Consider the following 25,926-nt stretch of genomic DNA (forward strand, 5'->3'; position numbering starts at 1 on the left):
AGATTTATCCTTGCTTGACGTTTAGTGTTAGACCAAACCAACAGCCAATAAAGCTTTGCCTAAAAACGGAAATTTCACAATTAGCGGAAAAAGATGACCTTTTATTGGATTCCGCTCTAAAAAACCTTGACGAATTAATTCATAACTCCATTCATTCATCGTGTTGATAGCCAAGCCAATTGTGTTTTCGAGGTTTTTTAGATGATGCCACCAATCTGGCGGTATGTAGAGCATTTCTCCCTTATTTAGTATGCATTCCACTGGTTTGGCATTGGCGTACAGTGGAAACTTTTGTAAGTCTGGGTTAAAGCAATCAACTTGACCTTCGTACAAATATTTTTCTTGATCTGGTGATAACAATACAACTTGCTTCTGCCCAGAAATCACTGCAACCCATGCATTATCATGACGATGATCGCAGTGAAGACCTACCGATGTATTTTTCTGACCTATCTGGATGTCATAGGTATCGTTGATATATTTTTTAAAAATTTCTAATGGTATTTTCCTATACCAATCATTGAAATATATTGGATCTTTGCAATCTTCCCAAAGTTCGGGGTGATCGCCAACATGGAATTCCGATAGGTAGAGCAATTTATCACAAGTAGCACTAGTTATCACATCTATATAATCAGCAATATTCATTGACATATAAGTTCGACCCCACATCTTAGTTTCAGCCTTATAATCTAATACAAAAGCATCGAATGAGCCGTACTCTGACTTGAAGAAATCCATATTCCACTTCGTTAAGGCTTTCCAGTTTTTCATCGCATCAGTGATGATCACAGGCTTTCCCATAGATGCGTACTCTCCAACAAACTCTTCATAGGAGAGGTTACTACGACGTTCAACAGAATTAACTGGCGTCCATATCAACTTAGATTTGTTATTGTACCGATGAGATGTGGAATAGCTACTTTGAGAATAGCTAGTTGCTGAAGACGAAGACATAAAAGGTTTTTCCTTGCTTAATAATTAATTAAAAATGACTGTCTACTCGCGTAAATATGCAAGTTAAATGTGAAACAGCTTATCAAAACTTAAGGTTACTTAGGGTAGTAAAAACTTGCCGTCGGTTATCGTTAAATGCTCCACGACCGTGTAAAAATCTTGAATTATCCATCATCACCAGATCACCTGCTTCCCACGGGATCTTTTCTGTTAACTTGTCGAAGATTGTCTCTATTTCGTTAGCGACTTCATCAGAAGCCCTTGACCCGTCATCAAAAATTGCCTCTTCTGTCTTTTTCTGATATACCCAAAAGTGATTGGCAAATGCATTTTGATGATTATATTTGTTTTTTACCACAGATGAGCAAGTATATTCTACAGAAACAGTATTATCATCGTTAAACTGATAACTCACACCATCAAGACTGTCCAATATTCGCTTGATATCATCTATTGTATTAGCATTTGAACCTATAAATACCTTCAATCTATCAAGCGGAACATTATTATAAGAAAACTTTAGTTGCTTGGAAAGAAATAACTGTTTTGACTCTTGACTCAGTTCCTCCCACACTCGGACACCATCCCAGAATAAAGTTTCGCCTTCTTGTTCGGCTGGTACAGTACAGCAAAACCAAATAATATCAGGTCGAAAGGGAAAACAAGAGTTTTCACAATGAGGAATAAGACCATCCATCCCCCCATCTACAAAATTAACGAACTTGTCAGAATCAATGCTGACTTTTGTAAAGTCTATGATGTGTCTGCCACTAAATTGTTCTGAAAAATCTTTCATCTGCTTAGGAGTTACCCCAAAACCTCGAAATAGAATAACTCCAGATGACTTAAATATCTCCATAGTCTCTGCTAGGGAGAGGTCAAGAATATTTTGACAATGACTACTATATACTATCTTTCCTGTGCTAGTGCCTAGTGGCTCTATTTTACTGATCATATCATTCATTTCTCCGATTTTTTAGGGGATTTATGTTAAATTTGCTAATATAGATATCGCTTCCAGACAAAAATACATTTAACATATTGTAACAATCAAATTTTTTAAGAAATAGTCAACAGTAAATTATGATGCTTAAAAACCATTTTATTAAATAATTCAACATTTATTCTTTCCGAGTCAACTAGCATTTTTTTGTTAACAATTCATTCTGTTTGTTTTAAATCTGACTCATAAAAACATTCAAATGATCTAAAACAGTCTGGATATGAGGCTTGGTAATTATTGTGTAATGATTGCTAGGGATAGTAATAATCTCTATTGGCTTGCCTGAAAGTCTACCCCAAATAAAAGTTGGATTAGAAAATTCATTAGATACTTCATCGCTTGCATGAAAGTATATAATTTGGTTTGGATAAACTTGTGGTGTATAGCTTTGTAGAGCGAGTACGTTATTCTTAAAAACCTTCAGAAGACAACGAAGCTGTTCTAGTTCAAAATCCCAAGGCACGAGGTTAACTATCCTTGCTTGCTCTAAAAAATAGTTTAATTGCTCGTCCAGCGTCAGTCCCTGAAGTTGCTCAACCGAACCCGATAGGTTTTTGCCAGCAGACTGTGCCATATCTATGGCAAAATCAACTAATATTTTGACATCGTTGTAGTCATCAATTTTTGCAATTTGCTCACTGTTAACTGGTGCTGGGCTGTCTAGCATAGCAAGCATATCAACTTGATCGCCATGTCTTAGTAACTGAGTTGCCATTTCAAAAGCGACAATACCGCCCATAGACCAACCTCCCAGAAAATATGGGCCATTCGGCTGAATCTCGCGTAGTGCTCCAATATACTTAGCTGCCATATCTTCTATCCGGGTATAGGGTTGCGATTCCCCATTCAAACCTAGTGCTTGTAGCCCGTAGAATGGTTGATCTGAACTCAAATGAAGTGACAATTCGTAGTAGCAGAGAATATTCCCACCTACTGGATGCACAAAAAACAGAGGTGGCTTGGAACCCTGAGATTGAATTGCAACTAAGGGGGACGAGGTTTGGTAATTAGCCTGCTCGTGCAGAATTGCTAACTGTTTGATAGTTGGACTTTGCAAAATGGCAGATAATTGAATATTTTTACCAAACTGTTTATTAATTTTTGCTATTAAGTGTACAGCTAAAAGCGAGTGTCCCCCAAGCTCAAAAAAGTCGTCGTTTATGCCTAAGCTCTCAATACAAAGAATTTCTTGCCAGATATGAGCAAGGGTTTGTTCAATATAAGTGCGAGGAGCGACATAATCATTTCCTAGATTGGGGCGGGGATGAAGTATCCTAGCAAGACTTGTTGAAGCTAATTTCTCTTTTCCGTCCCCAGCAAAAGAGGTCTGCTCAACATCGCCTAAAGATTCTAGCTTCAGCCATTGATCGAACCTAGCTTGTAAATCTCCTGTGGAGAGAACAACTTGAGTGATTTTACCACTTTTTAAAATACGTTGAAAAGCTTTTATGCCTTCTTGTGGTGTGATAAATAATTCAGATAATGTTGTTCTACTAGTTGTATTTTTTTCTTCTCCAAGTTGCCAGGGACCGCAATTAACACTAATCCAGGGGACGGGGTTTGTTTGATTTTGTTTTTGAGCAAAAATATCCATAAAGATATTCGCTGCTGAATAAGCGACGGATCTTAATCCTCCCAAAATGGATGATAAAGAAGATATCAACAGATAAAAATCAAGCTCTCTCCCCTGCAAAACTTTTTCTAGTACGAATAGTCCATTAGCTCTTGATTTAAATTGATACTGGCAATCAGTTTGAGAAATTTCTTGAACAGATTTTTGTGAGTTTTCGTCCACAATTTCTGGTACGTAAATAACACCATTTATGTCGCCAAAGTGCTCAGTAAGAAAGGCGATCGCTCTTTCCATCTGTTCAAGGTTGGTTACATCTGCGCTCAAAACTAAAACCTCAGATCCTAACTCCTCTAAAGCCTGCACTTTCCTGATTTTGCAGCTCACCTCATCCTGATCATCATGAGTTTCCAACCACGCGAACCATTCACCTTTTTCTGGAAGATTCTTCTGTCCAATCAACACCAGTTTTACCTGCACTGTCTGGGCTAGAGACTCCGCCAGTATCACTCCAATATTTCCCAGACCCTCAGTAATTAAGTAGACTCCGCCGTTGCGTAATCTTGATGTTTTTCCCTTAGCTGCTGACAATCGCACTGGCTCAAAAGTTTGCACCCAACGATTCAGACCACGGTAGGCTATAACCAACTCCGGGGATTTAGTTTGTAACTCGTCCAGCAAATAATCTACAAGTTTCTCCTCTTGCCAACTTCCTGGTTTTGCAAGAGCAACATCAATGCTACGACAGCTGATGTTTGAGTATTCTTGAGGAATCACTTTAACAGGCCCAAGTACAGTCGCTTTCTCTGGGCACAACATTTCTTCTGCTGTTACTGACTGTATGTTGTTGGAGACAACTGTGATTTGAAACTTATCAGTCCAATTCTGTTTTCCAAGTGCCTGGGTGAGAAACAGCAGGCTGTAGAATCCCAAATATTGAGCGCTGTCAAACCACTCAAGTTCTGATTCTGCGCGGTAGTCTGGTGTGACACTCCATAAATGAATAATTGTTTTCGGGATCTTGTTTTGTGCTAGAAGTTCATTGAGCAAGGCGTCGTAATCATTACTTTGTCGAGGATTGAGAGTATATAGGCGACCACTTAGTTTGGAGAATTCTGACCCGATCTGGATTGCGATCGCATCTTGTCCCTGCTGTTCGAGTTTTTTTACCATTTGAGAACCCAAGCCGCACTCATCGGTAAACACAAGCGTACAGAACTGTTGCTCTGCCAAGTCTTCTTTACCGAGCAGCCCTGGAGGTGCAGATTGCTTCCAAAAAGGTAGATAAAACCAGTCAGCGATATCCGGTTTTTTACTCAATGACACTTTTGCGCGGATATCGCGTGGCTGTGGCGAAATCCAGTAACGCTGACGCTCAAATGGATATGTTGGTAGAGGGATGCGATAACGCTGTTCGTTCGCGTAAAAGCTAGACCAATCTACTTGAACTCCAAAAAGCCAGAGGCGACCCAAAGTATTGAGTAAAAATGCTACATCTGACTGTTGCTCCTGGGGATGGCGGATTGAAGTCAGCACGACAGGTTCCAAATTATCATGCTGTTTGGCGAAGGCACTCAATGTCCGCCCTGGCCCAACCTCTAGTAAGATTCGCTCTGGTTCTTTAAGTAATTCAGTCATCCCCTCGCTAAAACGCACAGTTTGCCGTAGATGCCTTGTCCAATAGTGAGGGTCTGTTGCCTCTGCTGTGGTAATCCAAGTGCCAGTGACATTGGAGATAAATGGAATTTGGGGGGGATTTCGCTTGACTTTTTGTAGCTGCTGTGTATAAGGTTCAAGCAGGGGTTGCACCTCTTGTTCAGAAAGTTCAACGGAGAGCATCGCACCTGTTGGAAGTTGCTGCATCAGTTGTCCTCTAGCAGCTACTAGCGCCAAAGCATCTTTGAGGGAGAAAACCCTAGAAAGAGTTGCTGCCACATATTCCCCAATGCTATGACCAATCATCGCTTCTGGTCGCACGCCCCAAGCTATCCACAATTTGGATAAGGCGTATTCAATGACAAATAGCGCACTTTCGGTAATAGAAGTTTGTTTTAATTGTTGTGTAGCTGTTTCAATTTGTGCTTCACTGGGATAGAGAATATCTCGTAAATCTAGCCCCAAGTGAGGTTTTAGAATTAGGCAGCAGCGATCGACTTCCTCAGTAAATTGGGGTTCGCTGTGGTACAATTCCCGCCCCATATTCACATACTGCGCTCCCTGTTCAGGAAACATAAATACAATGGGTCGATTACAGGGTTGTTGGTAGTGGGTGAAAACTCGTTGAGCTTCCAGAGTATGCACTGCATCATTAATATCATCACACACCAGTATCCGGCGATGGTTGAAAGTTTGACGACCAACTTGGAGAGTGTAAGCCACATCAGCCAGATTCAAATCGGGATGCTGTTTAAGATGATTTGTCAGATTTACTGTGGCGGTTTCTAAAGCAGAACTGGTTTTTGCAGACAGCATTAATAACTTATGGGTTCGCCCAGCGTTAGATGCTTCGACAGGAGGGGCTTCTTCCAGAATCACATGGGCGTTGGTTCCACCAAAACCAAGAGAAGTAATTCCAGCTCGACGAGGAATTCTGCCCGATTTCCATTCCGTCAGTGCGGTATTAACATAGAAGGGACTGTTGGCAAAGTCGATCTGGGGATTGGGCTGCTCACAATGTAAGCTAGGTGGTATTTGTTTGTGTTTGAGGGCCAGGATGGTTTTGATTAAGCCTGCGATACCGGCAGCCGCATCCAGATGTCCAACATTGGTTTTCACTGAACCAATAGCACAGAAACCATGCTTGAGTGTACTGATACGAAAAGCTTTTGTCAGAGCTTTAATTTCTATAGGATCGCCTAATGGTGTTCCTGTTCCGTGTGCTTCTACGTAAGTGATAGTATCAGCTTCTACCCCAGCAGCAGCAATGGCTTCTGCAATTACCTCTGTTTGACCTTCTACACTCGGAGTTGTGAATCCAGCTTTCAAAGAACCGTCATTGTTGATGGCAGAGCCTTTAATTATTGCATGAATGCGATCGCCATCAGCAAGAGCATCTTTTAACCTCTTGAGAACCACAATTCCGACACCGCTACCGAAAATAGTTCCTTTTGCTTTAGCATCAAAGGCGCGGCAATGTCCGTCAGGAGACAAAACCCCATCTTTTTGATAGAGATAGCCACCTTTTGGTTGCATATCCAATATCGAAATCCCACCCGCCAAGGCTATATCACATTCGTAATTGAGCAAACTTTGGCAGGCAACATGGACGGCAACTAAAGAAGTAGAACAGGAAGTTTGAATTGCATAACTTGGCCCAGTTAGATTTAATTTGAAAGAGACACGCATGGGAAGATAATCGGGATGATTTCCCAGACTAATTTCCACATCGCTTGCTAATTCTCTAATATTGGGGTTTGAATAAAGATTGAATAAATAGTTACTTATAGTTGAACCAGCATAAACCCCTATTGAACCAGAGTAAGTTTGAGGGTTATAGCCGGCATTTTCAAGGGCACCATAGGCACACTCCAAAAAAATGCGGTGTTGGGGGTCTATAATTTCAGCGTCTCTAGGGCTATAGCCGAAGAATGACGCATCAAACAAATCTATATGTTCTAGTGGAACTGCTGCTTTTACATAGTTGGGGTTACTGAGGGTTGCAGAGTCTATACCCGTAGACTCTAATTCTTGAGCGGAAAAGAATGAGGCTGATTCTACTCCGTCTCGTAGATTTTGCCAAAACTGTTCAATATTTTCTGCTTTAGGAAATCGCCCAGATAGACCGATAACAGCTATATCTGCCTCATCTACGTTATTAATTTTTTCTAATTGGTTCATCATCATTTATATTTTTGTTAATTAATAATTAGTTGTAGCTGCTATGTATAGCAATTCTTGTAGGAGTTGTGAAAAATAGTTTTTTAATCGAACCACAGAGACACAAAGAGATAAGAAATAGAGATTTGAAGAAATGATTTAGGACTGCTATAGTACAATACGGTTCAGTTAAGGCTTTACTCTTTGTCAAAGTGAATTTTTTTAACGAACCGCAAAGGACGCAAAGAAAGAGGAAGAAGAGAAGCTTAAGTGAACTGTATTGTGTTATAGGACTCATATTTGATTTCTGAACAAAACTCCATACACTTTCATTTATTCTTCCCTGTTCCCTCTCTACGCAAGTAATTTAAGAAATCAAATCGGATTGCTATATAGTATTATGACTTACGCCAAAACTCTCTGAAACTCTTATTTCTTTGTGTCCCTTGCGTCCTTTGCGGTTCGTTTTTTCATGATTTTGTGTAAGTCCTGAGTATTATCGTTCATTTAATTTTTCCCTTCGTCTTTGACCACGAGAAATACTTTGTTTAGCAGAAAGTATTTCATTCTGCTCAGGGCAGATAATATTAGTAAGGGAGTTTATGGTTGGTGCTTCGTAAATACTCTCTATAGGAATGTCAACATCTAATTTTTTGTTTAATAAAGAAATAGCTTGAAGGGCTGTTAGAGAATCACCACCTAAATCAAAGAAATTATCATGGATGTTCACGTTGTCAAAACCAAAGAGTTCTTGCCAAATGTCAGCAATAATTTTCTCAACCTTTTTACGGGAAGCGGCATACGTATTCCCCAAAGCATCAGGTATTTGCTCAATCAGGGTTTCAAACAACTCATCAGCAGACTTTGCGTTTGAAGTAACTGGGAGGGATTCAGTAACTAAGTTGAAGGATGAGCTAGTCAAAGTTTGATTGCTCTTCATCTGTCCGCCATTTGTTGAAATCTGTTCAGATGTAAAAAATCCTCCTTCTTGCATTTCAACTACGCTTTCTTTGACTGCCAAAACCACTTGCTCAATATCTTCATCAGTATGAGCAGTAGATAGATAAAGGGTACGTCCTTCCCAGACATAAATCCCTTTGGCAAGCAAGTGATAGAAAAGTAAATTACTCAGTTTAGTCTGGCAATTAAAACGGAAGAGTGAGCCAAAATTAACAACTCGAATTGGTACTTGCTTTTGTTCAAAGTAACTATTAAGAGTCTCGGCTAATTGTGTTGTCCGTTGATTTAACTCCTCCTGAAGTTTGGAACCACTGTTTTTTATATGATTGAGTGCAGCCCAGGCGACAGCCATAACGAGAGGATGCTTGAAAAAAGTACCCGCGAAAAAAGTTGTTTTCACCTGGGGATAAGACTCATCTCCATAGTTCCACATACCTCCGTCTAATGCATCCATGAAAGTAGCTTTACCAGCTACTACCCCAATAGGAATACCAGCAGCAACAGCTTTACCATAAGTCGTGATATCTGCTTGAATACCCCATAAAGCCTGAATACCGCCTGGGTGCATCCGAAAGCCAGTAACGACCTCATCGAAAATTAAAACAGTTCCAGTTTCTTGAGTTAATTGTCTGAGTTGAAAGACAAACTCTTTGGGCTGAAAATCTGGCCGACTGCTTTGTATCGGCTCAACTAAAATTGCTGCTAAGTTATGAGCATGATCTTTAAGAATATTGAGAGATTCGGGAGTACCATACTCCAGCACCATCACATCCTCAGCCAAGTATGATGGAATACCTGAAGTCATCGGCACAGAACGCAGCGTTCCGTCGTTGGTTGTTACTCCTTTAACTAGAACTCCGTCAGAACCGCCGTGATAAGAACCAGCAAATAAAGCAATTTTTGAGCGTCCTGTAACAGAACGTGCTATGCGTACAGCCCCCATGACTGCTTCTGTGCCATCGTTACAAAAAGCTGTCCGTTCGGCACCCGTCAACTCGCAAATTAACTCAGCTAGTTGACCTGCAAGACGCGATTGTGGGCCGTTTAGTATACCTTGCTTGCTTTGCTCTTGAATGGCTGCGATCGCAAAAGATGGCGAATGACCAAATAAAAGCGTACCAAACCCCATTGAAATGTCTACATATTCGTTGCCATCGACATCCCAGAGTCTAGCACCCTCTCCACGCTCTGCATGAATTGGATATATCATCTCCTTAATAAAGGGAAAGAACCCTGATACTGCCCTGCTATTGGCATGGCAAGAACGATAAGCTTGGGTGAGTCTTTTGGATTCTTGGGTACGCTTGACAAAACGTGCAATTAAAGCATCCAGATGTTTTTGCTGGCGGGGACTCAACATCATCGATTCTTTCTCGATTTGTTGAGGAGCAATTTTCCGGTCTTTGATTTTTTGCTCAGGGTTTGCCTTAGTAGATGTAGACTGATTTACACTAAACGCAGAGCCATTGGTTGAGCTTTGAGCAATTTGCCCATCTGGATGCATAGCTTCCAATGAAGGCAAAACTTCTCTGGGCAAACTTCCCTTTGGTAATAAGTCTACCAGTTTAGACATAACCTGAAGATGCTGTGAAATTATCTGTTCAATGGCTGTATTTGCTATAGGTTGGTTGACTATTTGCGTATCTGGAATTTTGATTGAGTTGGTAATGACATCTTCTGGTTGAGAAACAGGAATTTCCTTTTTAGGTGATGGATTGTCATCATTAGCTAAGATAGGCTCAATCCAGTATCTTTTTCGCTCAAAAGGATATGTTGGCAAGGGAATACGATGACGTTCTTCATCAGCATAAAATTCTGACCAATCTACATTTATTCCTTCCAGCCAGAGTCTACCCAATGTATTTAGTAAAAACGCCACATCTGATTGTTGATTCTGTGGATGTCTTAGTGAAGAAAGAATTACTTGCTGGGCTGCTTTTTGCTTATTAGCTAAGGTACTTAATGTCCGCCCCGGGCCAATCTCTAAAAGAATTCGCTTTGGCTGTTGCAGCAATTCGGCAATTCCCTCGCTAAAACGTACTGTTTGGCGTAAATGTTTTACCCAGTATTTCGGATCTGTTGCTTGGGCTGGGGTTATCCAAGTGCCGGTGACGTTAGATACAAAAGGAATTTTTGGAGAATTAAGGCTAATTCTGCTAACCTGTTCCTGGAATGGCAACAGAATCGAGTCCATCATTTGGGAATGAAAAGCATGGGAAGTATGCAGACGGCGATAGTCTACACCTTCCTTGGTCAATCGTTTTTGTAAGTCATCAACCGCTTCTTCCAATCCCGAAACTACACACATATCTGGGGCGTTGATTGCAGCTAGAGAGAGTTTTTCCCCTAGCATGGGTTGGATTTTTGGCTCTGGTAGTGAAACAGCCATCATTGTTCCCGATGGAAGCTGCTGCATCAGTTGTCCTCGGTTGGCTACGAGTATTAATGCGTCTTCTAAGGAGAACACACCAGCAATACAGGCTGCTACATATTCTCCAATACTGTGACCAATCATTGCATTCGGACGTATACCCCAAGCAATCCACAATTGAGCCAAGGCGTACTCAACTACAAATACTGCGCTTTGGGTAATATGAGTTTGTTGTAGTTGTTGTGTTGTCGCTTCCGTCTGCGGATACAATAATGTCCGCAGGTCTAACTTCAGATAAGATTTGAGAAATTCACAACAGTAATCAACCTGTTTGCGGAAAACTCTCTCAGTCTCGTATAACTCTCTACCCATACCCACATACTGGGCACCCTGTCCGGGAAACATAAATGCAATCTGTTGCCCAGAGGGTTCGGTGAATTTGGTGAAAACCCGCTCCGAAACAGGCGTTTCTAAGACTGTAACTGCATCGTTCAGGTTTTGACAAACTAATATTCGGCGATCGCTAAAACCCCTTCGACCCAACTTCAAGGTATAAGCAATATCGGCTAAGTTAAGTTCAGGATGTTGTTTGAGGTGATTAGCCAAATTTGCTGTAGCTGTTTCTAATGCAGATTCCGTTTTCGCAGAAATAACCAACAGCTGATATCCTCTCCCCCACTCCCTGCTCCTTGCCCCCTGCCCCCTGCCCCCTGCCCCCTGCTCTCCCACCGGGGCTTCTTCAAGAATCACATGAGCATTGGTACCGCCAATCCCAAAGGAACTAACCCCCGCACGGCGAGGAGTACCGTTTGACTTCCATTCTGAAAGCTTGTGGTTAACATAAAATGGGCTGTTAGCAAAATCAATCTGGGGATTGGGTTGCTCAAAGTGTAAGCTGGGTGGTATTTGCTGGTGTTTGAGTGCGAGAACAGTCTTGATTAAACCGGCAACACCAGCCGCCGCATCTAGATGTCCGATATTGGTTTTTACTGAAGCGATGGCACAATAGTTCTTTTTATCTGTGGGACGAAAAGCTTGTGTCAGCGCGGCGATTTCAATGGGATCGCCTAAAACTGTACCGGTGCCATGAGTCTCTACATAGCTAATCGTCTCAGATTCAACTCTAGCCATTGCCAGAGCTTCGGCAATTACTTTTGCTTGCCCATCTACACTAGGAGCCGTAAAACCAACTTTCAACGACCCATCATTGTTAATAGCTGAACCTTTAATCACAGCATGAATACAATCTCCATCTGCTAAAGCATCTTCTAACCGCTTGAGAACTACAATACCCACACCGTTACCGCTAATAGTTCCTTGGGCTTTGGCATCAAAAGCACGGCAATGTCCATCGGGAGACATAATTCCCCCTTGCTGATAGCGATAACCAGTTTTGTGTGGCACTTGGATTGAAACACCACCTGCCAAAGCGATGTTACTTTCGCCATTTAGTAAGCTTTGACAAGCTAAATGAACTGCAACTAATGAAGTCGAGCAAGCAGTTTGGACGTTAATGCTTGGCCCCTTGAAATTTAATTTATATGAGATATATGTAGGCAGAAAATCTGGACTATTGCCAATGGACATTCGGTAACTGCCCACCGATTCTATAACTTTTGGTTGTGTATAAAGTTTTGTCAAAAAATACGTATTTAAACTGACACCAGCGTAAACACCAATCCGACCTGTATATATTTCAGAATCATAGCCAGCGCCTTCCAGAGCTTCCCAAGCACACTCCAGGAATAAACGGTGTTGTGGGTCAGTGATTTGGGCTTCTTTCGCAGAAAAATCAAAGAAGGAAGCGTCAAATAACTCAATATCTTCTAATACAGATCCTGCTTTTACATACTGAGGTTGACTCAGCGTCGCTGGGTCAATTCCAGAAGACAACAATTCTTCATCACTGAAAAAAGAAATTGACTCAACACCATCTCGAAGATTCTGCCAAAACTGTTCGATATTTTTGGCTCTAGGAAAACGACCAGCCATACCAACGATCGCTATTTCATCGAGGCTATCAAATGCATTTGGTTGATTCATCATAGCCTCCTCCTAATGGCTTTTTTCTTGATGTTTTTGTCGGAGTTGTCTTTGTTGTTTCTTGGATTCTCTACGAGTATTAACTAAATCATGGCTTGGTTGCAAATCAGGTTTTTCTACTAATTGTTGACTTAAATGTTTCGCCAAGGCGCTGATAGTTGGATATTGAAACATCTCAACAATTGATATATCTTTATTAAGAGTTTGATGCAGTTTGCTGTGTACCTGAACCATCAGCAACGAATGACCGCCAAGATCGAAGAAATTGTGATGAATGCCTACTTTCTCGACGTGAAGTACTTCTTGCCAAATTATAGCAATAGTTTGCTCAAGTTCAGTCTCAGGAGCCACAAGATTTTCTTCCAGATTCATCTGTGGCTGATCGGGTAGCACCCGACGATCTACCTTGCCATTGGGCAACAGTGGCATTTCCTTGAGCAGAACAAAGGCTGACGGTACCATATATTCAGGCAGATGATCCAACAAATACCGCCGAAGTTCACTAATCAGAATAAGTTGCTGCTGCTTAGGAACCAGATATGCCACGAGGTGCATATCCTGAACTTCCTGCTTTTGGGCTATAACTACAACCTCCCGCACCTCTGGATGTTGATCCAGTACCGCCTCAATCTCCCCCAGTTCAACACGATAACCCCGGATTTTAACTTGCTGATCAAGCCTTCCCAGAAATTCAATATTGCGATCGCTCTGATAACGAGCTAAATCTCCCGTTTTGTAAAGGCGCATTCCGGGGCGATCGCTAAATGGATTAGGAATAAACTTTTCGCTAGTTAAGGCGGCTTGGTTGAGATAGCCTCTAGCTAAACCATCACCACTGATATAAACTTCACCGATAACGCCAACAGGAACAGGTTGCAAATGAGAGTTAAGTAGATAAATTTGCGTATTAGCAATGGGTTGACCAATCGATACTTGCCCTTTGGTTTGTTGAGAGCGACAATGGTATACACTGCTCCAAACTGTGCCTTCTGTTGGACCATACTCATTAAATAAAGATGGTTTTGATGGCAATTGGTAATGACGTTCTACTAACTCTGCTGGACAAGATTCCCCAGCAACAATGACGGTACGAAGTGATGTTAATTGTTCGGGTTTTGCCTCCTCCAATAAAATAGTATACAAAGATGGAAGGCTTAATAAATGGGAAACATTATTTTCGACAATTAACTCTAATAGTTTTGGGATGTCCAGTTGCAAACCTTCTTGGGGAAGACAAAGAATTCCTCCAGAACAAAGAGTCCAAAAAAGACCCGCCACAGAACTATCGAACGCAAAGGAAGAAAGTAATAAGAAGCTGCTAACAGGTTCTTGATAGTAAGTAATCCGAGCGGTTGTAGAGTTTACTAAATGGCGATGTGCAATCTGCACTCCTTTAGGTTTACCTGTAGAACCAGAGGTATAAATGAGGTAAGCTAAGTTTTCACTATGGGTTTTAATCGGGGGATTTTCTTTACTCTCCTGAGCAATAATTTCCCAAGCTGTATCCAAGCAAATTGTTTGGGCGTTGTGAAGATGATCCCCCCAACCCCCCTTAAGAAGGGGAGATTTTTCCAGTAATCGTTGTTGAGTCAATAATACTGGTGTTTTGGTATCTTCTAATATGAAGGCTAAACGCTCTGATGGATAATTTGGGTCGAGTGGAATATAAGCTCCACCAGCTTTGAGAATCCCCAAAATACTAACAATCATTTCGAGCGATCGCTCGACACAAATTCCCACCAATACCTCTTTTCCAACTCCTAACCTTTGGAGGTAGTGAGCCATTTGATTTGCACGAGCGTTTAATTCATGGTAGGTAAGTTTTTGATCATAAAATGTAACGGCAATATTGTTAGGTGTCCGCTCTGCTTGTTCTTCAAATAAGTGGTGAATACACTTGTCTTGGGGATAATTAGCTTGTGTTTGATTGAACTCAAATAGAAGTTGATGGAGGTGGCGATCGCTTAAAATTTCTAATTCACCGATTGCACCTTCTGGATGATTTACCGCACTTTCTACTAACTTATGGAATTGCTCTGCTAAACCTTCAATATCTTCTGCACAAAATAGGTTGGAATCATAATGAAACTCTGTCTTAAAAAAATTATTCTCTTGCTGACAAGAGAGCTTTATTTTGAAACGGTCAATGCAGGTGTAACGCTTCTCAATTGAAAATACTATATTATCCGCTAAATACTTTGGATATTCTGACTCTAAATCAAAGCTAATAGGGAAAAAAGGTAGGTTCTCTAATTCGGTATCCGACTCTGATATTTGTTCCCAACTAAAACACTCCTGCCATTTGTAGATAGATTCTACCGATTCATCAACTTGTTGCAACATTTGGCTGAGTGTAAAATTATCTTCTAAATAACAATGAAGTGGTAAATATTTGGCAAACAACCCCAATGCTCCTTTGAGTTCCTTATATTTTCTGCCATCAACGGCTTTGGCTACGATAATCTCAGATTGTCCGATAAGTCGGTGGAGCAGAATCAGCCAGCAAGTTAAATAAAAGATATAAGCAGAAATATTATACTTTTGTGCTAATACTTCGATGCTAGTTACTAGTTCAGAGTCAATTATTGAATTTACTAATTTTGGTTCAAACTTATGTTTTTCACAAATAGTATTTTCATAAGGAAGCTTTAAAGTATTAATAGCAGATAAGTCTTGATCGCGCCAATATTTTCTTCCTATTTTTGTTTCTTCTGCTTCCAGTATTTCATTTTGTAATTCGGAAAAATCGACGTATTGCAGTGGTAATTCCGATAATTCATGGTGCAATTTTCCTGAATAACTAATAGCAAGTTCTTGCACAAAATTATTGAGACTTATACTATCTACACAGAGAGCAGGTAAACCGATAAATAACAAATGCTTCTCGGACGAAAGACTTAATATTAATATACGTAAAAGTGAACTTTGCTCAAAGTCAAAAGGTAGCTGGTTCAATTGCTGAAAGATTGCCTGAATCTTAGCTTCTTGTTGTTGAGGATTCAAACTACTAAGATTGTGCTGTTTGTCTAATATGACTTTTCCGTTGGTCATAACCTGCACTGGGAGATTCATCCCAGCTAAACAAGGAAAATAGGTGCGGAGTATCTCATGGCGATTGACAACATTTTGTAATGCTAATTCTAGGTTATTTATATCAACATGACCTTCAATTAAAATAGAACAATTGCTCCAATAAGCCTCACTATCATCAATTTTTTGTAGTAGCCATAGATGCTCTTGCTGAGGCGAAAGTCGAAATCCCTCCATACTTTCTGCTTGCATATTTATACCTCTATATTTATCAGTTGATTTTCTGGAAAGTGGGCATTAAGATGATTATTCAATTAGCCAAAATTTGAATTAGTGAATTTCAGCAAGCCAAGGATTACATGAAACACAAAAAATTAATATTCAATGCCACCCTTTCTAACTCCAAGCTATCTTCAGCTTTTCAGGCTTAGGTATTTAGCTGTTTCCGGCAAACAAAATAGGTACTACCAGCCTCCCCGTGTATTCTAAAATCACGTTTTGCATCATAAATACTAACTTCCGCAAAGCCCACATTTTCCAGAGTAGACTTAATTTCGGTGTTGGAATGACATTTCTCTAGTAGAGTAGTATCTGAACGCTGCCAGTTTCCTTCTACCAAATTGAATATAGTTAGTTGGCGTCGGTTTATTTTGTTTTCTGGATCATATCTCTGTAGCTCCGCCCAAGCATACTCGTCTTTGACATTCCCAGTCAGGGAAGGTTGCAGATATTTCTGATACGCTTTTTCTGCATCCAAGTTAAAGACGAACAGACCATTTTCCACAAGTGCTGTATGTACGTTACAAAAGACTGACCTTAATTCCTCAAGGGTGAGGACATAGTTAAGGACACAATTTGTAGAAACAACCGCATCAAAGATAGACAGGAATTCAAAGTAGCGTGCGTCAGCAACAATAAATTCAGCACCTGGCGCATTCTCACGAGCAAAGCGCAACATTTCCTCAGACCCATCGAGTCCTGTCACTTTACACCCTTTTATTAGCAGATGTTGTGCTAGTTGTCCGGTACCGCAACCGAGGTCGAGAATATGTGCTTCTTTCGGTATATCTGATAACAACAATTTGTCTAACGGTAGTAGTGTTGGATTAAGGATTTCTTGAGCCTCTTTGTTATATAGCCAAGCTCGATAATCATAGTCTGAGTAAATAGCTTTTGAAGACATCGAATTTTTCTCCTAAATCTACATAATTTTCTGAAATTAAATTCTGAACAATAGACATGAAAAAATTAACTTACGTAGTTTTTTTACATATCTATTGCTTGATGTTTATGATGTCAATGCAAGGGACTATGGGGTTCAGCCATTCCTACTAAAATTTTTCTGGGAGGGATAAATGGATTGCGGGCATGTATTGATAACATATTGTCTAGCATCAATACATCTCCCTTTTGCCAAGAAAAAGTGATCATTTCCTGTTGATAAGCTTCTCGAAGATGAGCTAACACTAATGGCTCAATTGGTGAACCATCCCCATAATATGTATTAGTGGGTAAATCTTCTTCTTTCAAATTGGTCAACAATGAATCGCGTACTGTTGGTTCCAACGTGGAAACGTGGAAAAAAGTCGCGTGATTGAACCAAACCATTTCGCCTGTGAGAGGATGCTTGATAATAGCTGGGCCAACTTGTCGAGTTCTTAAGCGCTCGTCCTCTTTCCATTCAACCTTAATTCCATTACTTTGGCAATACTCCTCTACCCTTGTTTTATCTGTTGTTTGAAATACAGTTTGCCAAGGAAGACCAAATCCATCGCCAAAGTTACGCATATACATGACTTTCTTTTGAATGAAGCGATCGCGGATAGTTGGATTAATCCGCTCAAAAACTTTTCGACAACTACCAATTGGGGTTTCTCCTCCCTCCTGCGCTGGACTCATACAAAAGAAGAATATTTTTAACGGAAAGGTAGGAGAGTAAGCGTGTTCATTGTGAGGAAAGATACTTTGCTCAGGAGGGTAGTCAGTTGAAGTATAAATTCTACCGCCTACTTGAGTTCGTGGAGATGCCCGATAACGATACTCCATTGCTTCTCCACAAATAGCTGCGATGATTTGCTCTAATTCCTCTACTGATTTAACTTTAAAATCCCGAAAAAGTATAGCTCCATATTTCAACAATTCGGTTTTGACAAATTGACAATTGTTCTTAGCCCAGTTTTCCAGATTCACACCTTTGATGCTAGGTTTTATCACTAAAGGAAAGTTAGTGTCAGACTGAATAAACTCTGTTTTTATTAAGTTTTCTGGCGATAGATTGACACTCTTACGTCTGACTATTCCTAAATGATTGATATTGTATCCTTGAGATTCAGTTCTTGTCATAATTTGTATTTCCTTAAGCTTATAATCTGCTATTAGTTCTGCGTTTAACGTTCATTAATTTTTGTTGAATAGTGTTTTGATAAACTTGTTCTTGGGCGAGATTATGCTGCTTGTCTGCTTCAGAGAGAATTGTTTTTAGCTCATTCAATTTAGCTTCTGGATGTGTCGAAATCTTGCCTAAAAGTATTTCAAAATTTCTCGACATCTGGACAATACTGGCAGTGTCAAATAGCTCTGTATTATATTCCCATACACCAAATAGTCCTTTCTCTGTCTCATTTAGCTCTAGGAGCAAGTCAAACTGCACTGTTTTATTTTCGACCTTTAAGGAGCTTATAGTCAGATTTGGAAGTTCTAAAGACGGGGTTTGGGTATTTTCCAAAACTAGCTTTACCTGAAACAACGGTGAGCGATTCAACTCCCGTTTCGGATTCAGAGCATCTACCAGTTTGTCAAAGGGCAGATCCTGGTGAGCATAGGCTTCCAGGGTCATTTCGCGGACTCGTTCTAATAACTCTAGAAAGGTAGGATTTCCTGATAAATCGGTACGCAATACCAGTTGGTTGGCAAAGAACCCGATCAATCCCTTGGTCTCGGCTTGGTTGCGGTTGGCGATGTCAGTACCCACGACGATATCTTCTTGCCCTGTGTACCAGGAAAGCAAAGTCCCAAACGCTGCAAGTAGTATCATAAATAGCGTAATACCTTGCCGTTGATTCAGAGCTTTAAGCTTGTCGGATAAGGTTTTGGGTAACGCTAGAGATTCGCTTGCTCCTGAGAAAGTCTGAATTCTTGGTCGGGGACGGTCAGTGGGTAGTTCGAGTGTAGGTAGGCTATCACCCAATTCCTGCTTCCAGTAAGCAACTTGAGTTTCTAGTTGCTCTCCTTGTAACCATTGTCGTTGCCAAACGGCAAAGTCTGCATACTGGATGGATAGTTGAGGAAGTGGTGAGTGTTTTCCCAGAGAAAAGGCTTCGTAAAGGGTTGCGATCTCACAAATAAGCACGCCTAATGACCAGCCATCAGAGATGATGTGATGCATGGTCAACAATAACACATGATCTGTCTCCGTTAGCCGCAGTAGAGTAACTCGCAGTAAGGGACTTTTGGCTAAGTTGAAAGAGTGTTGAGCTTCTTCATGAGCCAGTCGTATAACCTCAACTTCCCTCTTGTCTTTGGGAAGTTGTTGCAAATCTACCACTAGTAGTCTGAAAGTAGGGGTCGGAGCAATAACTTGTATCGATTGACCATCCACTGTAGTGAATGTGGTTCTTAAAACTTCGTGACGCCTCACTACTTCTTTGAAGCTTTGCTCCAACGCCCCCAGATTTAGCCATCCTACCACACGCATGGACTGGAAGATGTTGTAGGCGCTATGACCAGGCTGCAACTGGTCGAGAAACCACAGGCGCTGCTGGGCAAAGGATAGGGGAAACGAGTTGGACTCGCGACTTTGAGGGACTATTTGCGATCGCAATAAGACGTCCCCTTTTTTATTGTTAAGCCGTTCCAGAAGAAGCTTGCGTTTCTCCGGCGAGAGAGCGGCAATTCGTTGGGAAAGGTCACTCATTTACTTAGTTTTCCAAAGCAAGTATTCTGTAATTAATGTAATCAGCAATAGTCGTTGCTCCCTGATTTTCTGTGCTGTCTTCTTTCACGTTAACTGTGATTGCTCCATATTTTGACCTGAAGAAATCAAAAATCCACTTTGTCATGGCTGTCCAGTCTTTCATCGCGTCAGTGATGATGACTGGCTTACCAACAAACGCATACTCCTTGACAAATTCATCATCCGAAAGGTTACTGCGACGCTCAACAGAATCAATTGGCATCCATACCAACTTACATTTAGTCTTGTGCCACGTTCTCTTCAGCAGATATATGACTAAACGCGTGACAACAATCAGCCCAATTGTCAAAAAACTCAACCCAATAATTTCAGAGAAAGAAAGTGGTGATTCAATAGTCATATCAAACTCAGTTAATTACTTAAGTTTTGTAAAGCAAGTATTGTCTGCGCCTCATCTTCTGATAGTTGTTCAATATCTGCTAAAGCTCTAGTTAAATCTTCCAAATCAGTCTGCTCTGCCAGCTTTTGTACAATAACCTCAGCTAACTCAGCTACTGTCGGCTGATTAAAAAATCCCTTATAAGAAAGTTCTATTTGGAAAGTTTTGCACAGTTGAAAAACTAATTGAGTGGCAAATAAAGAGTCTCCTCCCAATTCAAAGAAGTTGTCGTGAATGCCTACCTGTTCAATACCTAAAAGTTGTTGCCAAATGTCAGTAAGGTTTCGCTCAATTTCATTGCGAGGAGCAACATAAGCATTCGCAAGATTAGGGCGGGAGTGGGTTGATTTGGATTGACTCAGCTGGGCTAATTTTTCCTCTAAGGACTTAGCTGATTCCTTTGGCTTCATCAGGCTGGAAAAATCTTGAGTTGATACAATCACCTGAGGAACTGTGGTACTGCACAAAATACGTTTAAACGCTTCAATCCCCTCAAAAGAAGTCATTCCTCCTGTCAATTCTTCTCCTGTTATCTCCTGATGGCGTGCTTCGACCGGAACTGCCATTCCTAAACTGTTCCATCTATCCCAGTTAATAGATTTGATGAATGTGCTATGTTTGGAAGCACTGTACTGAGCGAAGGAATCAAGGAAGGCATTCTCGGCGGTATAATCTACCATCCCGGATGACCCAATAAATGAACTCATTGATGAACACAAAACAAAGAAATCCAGCTTGGTTTCTTTGAAGAGAGCTTCGAGTACTCGTGTTCCCTGAACTTTCGGTGCTAAAGCATTTGCTGCATCTTCTTTTGTTTTTAGTTGAATCATGCCTCCGCCAAGGACTGCTGCTGCATGAATTACTCCATTGATCTGACCAAATCGTTGATTGACTTTTGCGATCGCTACTGACATTTGTTCAGAGTCAGCAACGTCAGCACTAATGGTCATAACTTGTGAACCCAGTGCTTCTAGGCTTTGCAATTTGCGAATTTTAGAACTTATGGGATCTTGTTCATCATGAGTGCATAGCCATGTTTCCCACTCGCCTGGTTCCGGGAAAAGCGATCGCCCCAACAAGACTAATTTTGCCTTTACGCTCTGTGCTAAGTATTCTGCTAGTGTTAAACCAACTCCCCCCAATCCACCAGTGATCAGATAAACTCCTCTTTCTCTTAATTGAGGATTTTCGGCAACGGTTGCATCTAATCGGACTGGTTCAAAATCTTGCACCCAGCAGTGGAGTCCACGGTAAGCAATAATTTGGTTGGAAGGTTGGCTCACTAGTTCCGCTAGGAGTTGCAGGATAAGTTGCTGCTGTTGCCTACTTTCAGATTTTGGAACAACAATATCAATGCTACGGCAGCTGATGTTTAGATACTCTAACGGTATGACTTGACATGCTCCAAGAACTAGTGCCTTCTCTGGACACAGCACCTCTGCACCCGTTACTGCCTGCATATTGTTTGAGATAACTGTAACTTGAAAGGAATCAGCTGGATTGTGTTCTCCAATTGCCTGGGCAAGAAACAGTAAACTGTAAAAGGCAAGTGCCTCTATCTTCTGGTGTAACTCAATTTCTGATTCTGGTTCAATTTCGGGTGTGACGTTCCATAAGTGAACTATTTTGTTGGGAATCTTATTTAGTTTACGCAGTTCTTTAAACAGAGTATTGTAGTCATCCCGTTCTTGAGGATTAATCGTATATCTGCACTCACTCTCACGCTCAAATTGCTGCCCGATTTTTACAGTAACTACATTCTGACCCGCAAGTGCTAGCTGCTGCACCATTTTTTCGCTCAAGCCGCACTCATCCATAAATATTAACCAGTATCCCGATTGATTTTTCCCAATTGCAGGTATAAATGGTTGCGGCGGCATGGAGCGCTTCCAGGAAGGAATGTAAAACCAGTCGGCAAGATCAGGTCTTTTGTCTGGAGATAATTGAACATCTTCAGGTTGAAGCAAAACTGTAAATGCAGTAGGTGCTGAATCAGTTGTTGAAGCTCTAGCCAGAAATATTTCTTCCTCGAAAACTTCTGTTTCTGAGAAAACAGTGACCTCACCAAACCCATGCGATCGCAGTTTTTCTTGCCATTGCTCTTTGGACAAAAATGGATTACCTCGGCTGCGTTCTTCATCCTCTAAGGGATTCATCAGCAGACCGTCTGTGATGTCAAAATCTAATTGAGGTTTAGTTATCTCCCAGAGCAACAAAAATCCTCCAGGAGCTAACAAAGAGCGTAGGTGCTCTAGAGTTTCTGCAATATTACGGGTCACATGTAATACATTTACAGCAATGATAACATCAAAGCCGTGACTGGAGTAACCTTGCTCAGTGGGAGATTTTTGAATGTCCAGGAAACGATAATCGACGAAAGGATAAGCAGCAAATTTTTCTTTGGCTCGGTTCAAGAACAAACCACCCACATCCGTAAAGGTGTAGTTTGTTTGTTTTGGAGGTAATATAGGCAATAATTCTGTCGTGGCAATACCCTGTCCACCACCGATTTCCAAGATTCTTAAGTTCACGTCTTCCGGTAAGGACTTCACCACTTGTTCCAGACTTGCCCGGAGAATTCGTTTTAAGTAGGTATTTACAGAGAATTCAGATTCTGATGTTTTTGCCTTTTGATCTGCCGTAGCAAAGTACAACTCTAACGGTTCTTTTTCCCCCATCAGCAGGGCTGGCAGATTTTCGCCACACTGCTTAATTAAATCTAAATCTACCATTTGGGATGTGTCTGCCCATCTGTGGTTAATTTCTTCTAGCAGAGTATTTAAATACTCGGTAGAAAATGGCACAAACTTAGTAAACAGTTTCTGATCTTGCTGTAAGTGGCCTTGCTCTACCAACACATCCAAAAAGCGACATAACAATTGCTGATAGCGAGGAATAATATGGCATTGCTCAAATAACTCTTCAAAAGAATACTTGTCATCGGAGTTACCAAAAGCACCTAAACGTCTCAGAGCAAGGTTGATGTAGGCTGTACATAAACTATTCAACCACTGTTTGTTTTCCTGGTAGGTTTGAGCGTCAAACTCAGCTATTCCGGCACTAGCTTGGTTCTGACTTGCTTTTACCAGAAATTGCCAAAGCTCTGTTGCTTGCAACTGTTTTTTTGGAAGTAGCTGTTTTTGTTCTTCAATCCAAAAGCGCTGGCGCTCAAATGGATAGGTCGGCAAAGGGATATGATGGCGTTGTTCATTTGTATAAAAACCAGACCAATCTACTTTGACTCCTAAAAGCCAGAGCCGACCTAAAGTGTTGAGTAAAAATGCGACATCGGACTGTTGCTCTTGTGGATGGCGTATTGAGGTCAGTACCACAAGTTCATCTTTTTGATGTGCAAGTGCGAAAGTACTTAAAGTCCGCCCTGGGCCGACTTCCAGCAAGATGCGCTCAGGTGTTTTGACCAACTCAGCAATTCCTTCGCTAAAGCGCACAGTTTCCCGTATATGCTTTGCCCAATAATTGGGGTCTGTTGCTTCTGCTACAGTAATCCAAGTGCCACTAACGTTAGAAATAAATGGAATTTGGGGAAGATTGAGCTTGACTTTTTCTAGTTGCTGTGTATATGGCTCAATGATCGAGTCCATCATCTGGGAATGAAAGGCATGGGATGTATGCAGTCGCCGACAGATAACTCCTTTTTCCTCTAACTTTTGTTGCAATTCATCTACTGCCTCAGTCAGACCTGAAACCACACATGAAGATGGTGCATTGCTTCCTGCTATTTGTAGAGATGTTCCAGAGAACGTCTCTACATCCAAAAGGAGTTGAACCTCCGACTCCCTAAGTTGCACGGAGAGCATAGCGCCAGGAGCAAGTTGCTGCATCAATCGTCCTCGCTTCGCTACTAGCGCTAAGGCATCTTCCAAAGAGAAAACTCCAGCAAGAGTTGCTGCCACATATTCCCCAATACTGTGACCAATCATCGCTTCGGGACGCACACCCCAAGCCATCCACAATTCCGCCAGAGCATACTCAATCACAAACAGCGCCGGCTGGGTAATATGAGTCTGTGTCAATTGCTGTGCTGTTTCTTGCGCTTGTGCTTCACTTGGATACAGCAGAGAACGCAAATCAAGACCCAGATGCAGTTTGAGTAATTCTGCACACTTATCGACTTGTGAAGTGAAGATAGGCTCATTCTGGTAAAGTTCCAAAGCCATGTTCACGTACTGAGCGCCCTGTGGAGAAAACATAAACACTATGGGGCGATGACAGGGCTTTTGGTAATGTGTCAAAACTCGTTGATGCTCTGGAGATTTCAGGGACTTTACAGCATCCTCAAGATTCTGGCACACCAAAATTCGGCGATGATCGAAAGCTTTACGACCGACACCAAGAGTGTGAGCGACATCAGCGATATTCAATTCAGAATCTTGCTGTAAGTAATCTGCCAAATTTGCCGTGGCGGTTTCCAATGCTGTACTCGTCTTGGTAGAAAGTAACAACAATTGCCAGGTTCGAGAGGGGCTAGAGGCTTTGACGGCAGGAGCTTCTTCAATAATCAGATGGGCATTAGTCCCGCCAATGCCAAAGGAACTAACACCAGCACGGCGAGGAGTGCCATTAGTCTTCCACTCAGCAAGGAAAGTATTGACGTAAAAAGGACTGTTAGCAAAATCAATTTCGGGATTGGATTCCTGAAAGTGCAAGCTTGGTGGTATCTGTTTATGCTTGAGAGCTAGGACGGTTTTAATCAAACCTGTTACGCCAGAGGCGGCATCTAAATGCCCGATGTTGGTTTTTACCGAACTAATTGCACAGAAGCCCTTTTTCTCAGTCCCGATGCGAAAAGCTTGTGTGAGAGCGGCGATTTCAATGGGGTCTCCTAGTGATGTTCCTGTGCCATGAGCCTCAATATAGGTAATGGTTTCGGGTTCAACCTCAGCAACAACTTGAGCGGTTCTAATTACCTTGGCTTGACTATCTATACGAGGTGCGGTGTAGCTAACCTTAAAAGATCCATCGTTATTGATAGCGGAACCTTTGATGACTGCATGGATGGAATCTCCATCTGCTAGAGCATCTTCTAATCTCTTCAAAACCACAATACCGACACCTTCGCCGCTAACAGTTCCCTGTGCCTTGGCGTCAAAGACGCGGCAGTGTCCGTCAGGAGAGCCAATTCCTCCCTCTTTGTAAAAATAGCCACTTTTTCTGGCAGAACTTATGGAAACACCACCTGCTAAAGCCAGATCACATTCACCATTCAGCAGGCTTTGGCAGGCTAAGTGAACAGCAACTAATGAAGTTGAGCAAGCGGTTTGAACTGTATAACTTGGCCCGGTTAAGTTAAGTTTGTAAGAAACACGTGTTGTGAGATAATCTTTGTCACCTGCGATCGCAAGTTGGTGAGAATCTATAGAGCTAATAATATTTGGGTTTAAATAAACATTAAGTAAGTAGCTACTTAAGCTAGTTCCGGCATAAACTCCAATCGAACCTTTGTAGGTTTCTGAGTCATAACCGGCATCTTCAAGGGCAACACACGCACATTCCAAAAAAATCCGGTGTTGCGGATCGGTGATTTCGGCTTCTTTGGGATTGAAGCCGAAGAATGAAGCATCAAAAAGTTCTACATCTTCTAATACAGCCCGTGCTTTGACAAATTTGGGGTCATTGAGTATGGCTGGTTCTACCCCTGAAGATAACAGTTCTTCATCAGTAAAAAAAGAAATTGACTCTATGCCATTTTGGAGATTTTCCCAAAATTTATCAACATTTTTGGCTCCAGGAAAACGTCCGGCTATACTAATGACCGCTATTTCTGAACCATTTCTCGATGCAGATTCTATCTGAGTACTCATTC

General features: G+C 41.4%; 10 protein-coding genes. All 10 read right to left on the reverse strand.

The annotated features are described in order from the left end of the window. Positions 1-27 precede the first annotated feature (27 nt). The gene (locus V7K36_RS20010) at positions 28-957 is read right to left on the reverse strand and encodes a cupin-like domain-containing protein (RefSeq protein ID WP_335118564.1); all 930 of its coding nucleotides are present in this window, start codon (positions 955-957) and stop codon (positions 28-30) included. Between the two features lie 82 nt (positions 958-1,039). After that, the gene (locus V7K36_RS20015; RefSeq protein WP_335118566.1) at positions 1,040-1,912 is read right to left on the reverse strand and encodes a TauD/TfdA family dioxygenase; all 873 of its coding nucleotides are present in this window, start codon (positions 1,910-1,912) and stop codon (positions 1,040-1,042) included. 220 nt (positions 1,913-2,132) lie between these two features. After that, the gene (locus V7K36_RS20020) at positions 2,133-7,370 is read right to left on the reverse strand and encodes a beta-ketoacyl synthase N-terminal-like domain-containing protein (protein ID WP_335118761.1); all 5,238 of its coding nucleotides are present in this window, start codon (positions 7,368-7,370) and stop codon (positions 2,133-2,135) included. 472 nt (positions 7,371-7,842) lie between these two features. Beyond that, positions 7,843-12,720 carry an aminotransferase class III-fold pyridoxal phosphate-dependent enzyme gene (locus V7K36_RS20025; protein WP_442948492.1) on the reverse strand — a complete coding sequence of 1,626 codons (4,878 nt, stop codon included), beginning with the start codon at positions 12,718-12,720 and terminating at the stop codon, positions 7,843-7,845. Between the two features lie 12 nt (positions 12,721-12,732). After that, positions 12,733-16,002 (reverse strand): non-ribosomal peptide synthetase, encoded by a 3,270-nt coding sequence (locus tag V7K36_RS20030; protein ID WP_335118570.1) that lies wholly within the window; start codon positions 16,000-16,002, stop codon positions 12,733-12,735. A gap of 175 nt (positions 16,003-16,177) precedes the next feature. Beyond that, on the reverse strand, positions 16,178-16,933 hold the full coding sequence (locus V7K36_RS20035; RefSeq protein ID WP_335118572.1) for a class I SAM-dependent methyltransferase: 756 nt from the start codon (positions 16,931-16,933) through the stop codon (positions 16,178-16,180). 113 nt (positions 16,934-17,046) lie between these two features. After that, a complete protein-coding gene (locus V7K36_RS20040) occupies positions 17,047-18,093 on the reverse strand; it encodes a TauD/TfdA family dioxygenase (RefSeq protein ID WP_335118574.1) in 1,047 nt (348 codons plus the stop codon). A gap of 19 nt (positions 18,094-18,112) precedes the next feature. Continuing rightward, positions 18,113-19,663, reverse strand: coding sequence for a condensation domain-containing protein (locus V7K36_RS20045; RefSeq protein WP_335118576.1), 1,551 nt, complete (start codon positions 19,661-19,663; stop codon positions 18,113-18,115). 4 nt (positions 19,664-19,667) lie between these two features. Then, entirely contained in the window at positions 19,668-20,063 is a 396-nt protein-coding gene (locus V7K36_RS20050) for a cupin-like domain-containing protein (protein WP_335118578.1), read from the reverse strand. Positions 20,064-20,074: 11 nt separating this feature from the next. Then, a complete protein-coding gene (locus V7K36_RS20055; protein WP_335118580.1) occupies positions 20,075-25,924 on the reverse strand; it encodes an SDR family oxidoreductase in 5,850 nt (1,949 codons plus the stop codon). Positions 25,925-25,926: the final 2 nt, after the last annotated feature.

It is taken from the genome of Nostoc sp. (assembly GCF_036919555.1).
Taxonomy (GTDB): Bacteria; Cyanobacteriota; Cyanobacteriia; order Cyanobacteriales; family Nostocaceae; genus Nostoc.